Genomic DNA, 3660 nt, shown 5'->3' with positions numbered 1-3660 from the left:
CAAGCGTGCCGGCGGGTTATTCCGCAAACGAATTATTCGATTGCGGTCATTCCCTGGATTCATGATCTGGCCAGTTTTTAGGGTTTGGACGGGCAACCTCAATCGCCCTCGGCCACCCGCTCGCGAATCCACTGCACGAACGCTCTGATCTTCGGCACCTCGGCCGCATGCTCGGCATGGGCGATGAAGTGCCGGCCGTTGCTCGGCACCGGGTGGTCCCAGGCCACCACGAGCTTGCCTTCGCTCAGCTCTTCGGCCACCAGGTAGCGAGGGATCAGGGCAATGCCGCAACCGGCGATGGCGGCGCGGATGCACAGGTAGAACGTGTCAAAGCGCGGCCCGTGGTAGCTGTTCTGGCTGTGCAGCCCCAGCCCCAGAAACCATTCATGCCAGGCCTCAGGGCGGGACACGCACTGCAGCAGGCGGTGTTCGGTCAGCGCCTCGGCGCTGCTGAAGCGGTGGCTGGCCAAAAGCTCCGGGGCGCACACCGGTAGCACTTCTTCGCTGAACAGCTCGATGCAGGTCGCCCCGGGCCAGGTGCCCTGGCCGAAGAAAAAGGCGATGTCGGCCTTGGCCTGCACCAGGTCGAAGGGTTCCAGTTCGTTGCGAATATCCAGGTGGATACGCGGGTAGCGATCGCCAAAACCCTTGAGCCTGGGCACCAGCCAGCGGGCGCCGAAGGTCGGCTGGGTGGCGATGCGCAGCACTTCGGTCTCGTCGCCATAGCTGAGGATGTAGCGGCTGGAAATGTCGATCTGGGTGAGGATCTTGTTCACCTCGGTCAGGTACAACGCACCGGCCGGGGTCAGGTGCAGGCGCCGGCGAATGCGCTGGAACAACGAGTGCGACAGCATCTCCTCAAGTTGCGCGACCTGTTTGCTGACCGCGCTCTGGGTCAGGTGCAGCTCTTGCGCCGCGCGGGTGAAGCTGAGGTGGCGGGCAGCCGCTTCGAAGCACTGGAGGGCGGTGGTCGAGGGCATCAGGCGTTTGGACATGACAGGCGCGTACCGAGCAAAAAAAGGATGAAGTTCATTCCGAATCGGAATCATGTGCTTCGAAAAGGTCGTTTGTTGACCCAGACCTATAGATTAATACTGACCTGGATCAACGATTACAACCGGTCGTGCGAAGAGGAGGGAAGTAGCCAGTACCGGCATCTTCAGAACAACAAAAAAACCAACATCAGAAATTGATAAGAATTCTGCTCCAATTTTTAGCCGCCCCCGCGCGGCGACCCATTCGAGGGTTCTCCATGGCTTCGCTAGACAACAAGAAACAGCGTTCCTTGCAGCACGGCCTGACGTCCCGTCAGGTGTCCATGATCTCCATCGCCGGCATCATCGGTGCCGGCCTGTTCATCGGCTCCTCCAACGCGATTGCCACCGCCGGCCCGGCCATCCTCATTTCCTATGCCATGACCGGCCTGCTGGTGCTGCTGGTGATGCGCATGCTGGGCGAAATGGCCATCGCCAACCCCAACAGCGGGTCGTTCTCCACCTACGCCTCCGAGGCCATCGGCCCATGGGCAGGCTTCACCATCGGGTGGTTGTACTGGTGGTTCTGGGTACTGATCATCCCGGTCGAGGCCATCGCCGGCGCAGACATCCTGCATACCTACTTCCCCGGTGTGCCATCGTGGCTGTTCGCCTTCCTGATCATGGTCTTGCTGTCGGGTACCAACCTGATCAGCGTGAAGAACTTCGGTGCCTTCGAGTACTGGTTCGCACTGGTCAAGGTGATTGCCATCATTGCCTTCATCGTCGTCTGCAGCCTGGCCGTGTTCGGCTTCTGGCCGCTGGCCGAGGTGTCGGGTGTGAGCCGGCTGTGGGACAACGGCGGCTTCATGCCCAATGGCTTCGGCACCGTGCTGGGCGGCGTGCTGATCACCATCTTCTCGTTCTTCGGCGCCGAGATCGTCACCATTGCCGCTGACGAAACGGCAAACCCGAAAGACAAGATCCGCCGCGCCACCAACCTGGTGGTGTACCGCATCGCCATCTTCTACCTGGCTTCGATCTTCCTGGTGGTGTCGCTGGTGGCCTGGAACGACCCGGCCCTGAAAGCCGTGGGCTCGTTCCAGCGGGTACTGGAAGTACTGAACGTGCCGGGCGCGAAGCTGCTAGTGGACCTGGTGGTGCTGGTAGCGGTGACCAGTTGCATGAACTCCGGCCTCTACACCGCGTCGCGGATGCTCTACTCCCTGGGTGCCCGCGGCCAGGCGCTGAGCATGACCAAGCGTATCTCCGGTGCAGGCGTGCCGACGGTCGCGGTCATCTTCTCGACCCTGGCAGGCTTTGCCGGTTGCCTGGTCAACTATGTGTTCCCTGGCAAGGTGTTCGGGTTCCTGCTGTCCACCACCGGTGCCATCGCCTTGCTGGTGTACCTGGTGATCGCCGTGTCCCAGCTGCGCATGCGGGCACGTGCCGAACGTGAAGGCACACCGCTGGAGCTGAAGATGTGGCTGTTCCCCTGGCTGACCTGGCTGGTGATCGGCACCATTGTCATGGTGTTGGGCTACATGCTGTTCAGCGATGCCTACCGTTACGAGACGCTGATGACGGCGGGGGTGACGCTGTTCATCCTGCTGGTGTCGCTGACCCAGCGGCGCGGCAAGGTGGTTGCGCAGACCGCGTGATCCTTGGGGGCGCTTCGCGCCCCATTCGTACGGTACCGTCAAGTGGTTCAATGACGAGAAAGGTTACGGTTTCATCACCCCAGAGAGCGGTCCGGATCTGTTCGTGCACTTCCGTGCCATTCAGGGCAACGGCTTCAAAAGCCTGAAAGAAGGCCAGAAGGTTACCTTCGTAGCCGTTCAAGGCCAAAAAGGCATGCAGGCTGACGAAGTCCAGCCAGAAGCCTGATAATCCATAAAAAAGAGCCCTTGCGTTGACGCGCAGGGGCTTTTTTTTGCCTGCAGTTCCCTAGAATGAGCCTTTGCCATTTGGAGCTGCTGCGCAATGTCCAAGCCCCCCCTCATGCCTCAGGGTAACTTTCCACCTGCTGGGCTAGGCCGCCGGCTGGCGGCGATGTTCTATGACTTCCTGCTGTGCACTGCCCTGCTGATCGTGACGGCGGGCGCGTACAAGATGATCCAGATGGCGATCATCGGTGAGGCCCGCATGCGTGCGCTGACCGACGCCGGTGCGCTGGATGGCGACCCGCTGTTGTCGACGATCCTGCTGTTCGCGCTGTTCGGTTTCTTTGCCAAGTTCTGGACCCATGGCGGGCAGACGCTGGGCATGCAGGTATGGGGCGTGCGCGTGCAGAACGCCGATGGCAGTGCCATCAGCCTGTGGCAGGCGCTGTTGCGCTTCGTGGTCTCGATCGCTTCCTGGCTGTGTCTGGGCCTGGGGTTTTTCTGGGCGTTGATCGACAAGCGCAAACGCGGCTGGCATGACATCTATTCCGAGACCCAGTTGGTGCGGGTACCCAAGCAGAAGAAATGAAAAAGCCGACCCTGAGGTCGGCTTTTGTGCATCGTTCAGGTCATCAACCTGCTCGGCGTAGTAACCACACCCCTGCCAGTGCACACACCGCGGCCGGTATCACCACCGCCAGCAGCGGCGGGAAGCCGAACACCTGGCTCGAAGGGCCAAGCAAGTCCTGGGCGATGCGGAACACGAAGCCCACCAGCACGCCGGTGAACACCCGCTGGCCCAA

General features: G+C 61.1%; 5 protein-coding genes. 3 read left to right on the top strand and 2 right to left on the bottom strand.

Annotated elements, in window-relative coordinates:
- Window positions 1-98: 98 nt before the first annotated feature.
- Complete coding sequence (gcvA, locus tag NP534_RS26215; RefSeq protein WP_274100657.1) at window positions 99-995, bottom strand: transcriptional regulator GcvA; 897 nt, start codon at window positions 993-995, stop codon at window positions 99-101.
- A gap of 257 nt (window positions 996-1252) precedes the next feature.
- Here gcvA and NP534_RS26210 point away from each other — a divergent pair, with 257 nt between their 5' ends.
- The 3 genes from NP534_RS26210 (at window position 1253) to NP534_RS26200 (ending at window position 3446) form a co-directional block, all read left to right on the top strand.
- The gene (locus NP534_RS26210; protein WP_186663228.1) at window positions 1253-2635 is read left to right on the top strand and encodes an amino acid permease; all 1383 of its coding nucleotides are present in this window, start codon (window positions 1253-1255) and stop codon (window positions 2633-2635) included.
- Window positions 2619-2861: a cold-shock protein gene (locus NP534_RS26205; protein ID WP_274100656.1), complete on the top strand. Its 243-nt coding sequence runs from the start codon at window positions 2619-2621 to the stop codon at window positions 2859-2861. Before NP534_RS26210 ends, NP534_RS26205 begins: the two co-directional genes overlap by 17 nt.
- 96 nt (window positions 2862-2957) lie before the next feature.
- Window positions 2958-3446: an RDD family protein gene (locus tag NP534_RS26200; protein WP_033701063.1), complete on the top strand. Its 489-nt coding sequence runs from the start codon at window positions 2958-2960 to the stop codon at window positions 3444-3446.
- Window positions 3447-3489: 43 nt separating this feature from the next.
- On the opposite strand, the gene NP534_RS26195 is transcribed toward NP534_RS26200, so the two are convergent.
- The coding region (locus NP534_RS26195) for an LptF/LptG family permease (RefSeq protein WP_337994336.1) at window positions 3490-3660 on the bottom strand (171 nt) is incomplete at its 5' end.

Origin of the sequence: Pseudomonas sp. 39004, from assembly GCF_028682155.1 — a bacterium.
Lineage (GTDB): Bacteria > Pseudomonadota > Gammaproteobacteria > Pseudomonadales > Pseudomonadaceae > Aquipseudomonas > Aquipseudomonas capeferrum.
This window is presented reverse-complemented; position numbering and strand designations above follow the sequence as displayed.

Excerpts from the sequence above, each read along its gene's own strand:
- gcvA (WP_274100657.1), bottom strand. The coding sequence starts at position 995 with ATGTCCAAACGCCTGATGCCCTCGACCACCGCCCTCCAGTGCTTCGAA.
- NP534_RS26210 (WP_186663228.1), top strand. The coding sequence starts at position 1,253 with ATGGCTTCGCTAGACAACAAGAAACAGCGTTCCTTGCAGCACGGCCTG.
- NP534_RS26200 (WP_033701063.1), top strand. The coding sequence starts at position 2,958 with ATGTCCAAGCCCCCCCTCATGCCTCAGGGTAACTTTCCACCTGCTGGG.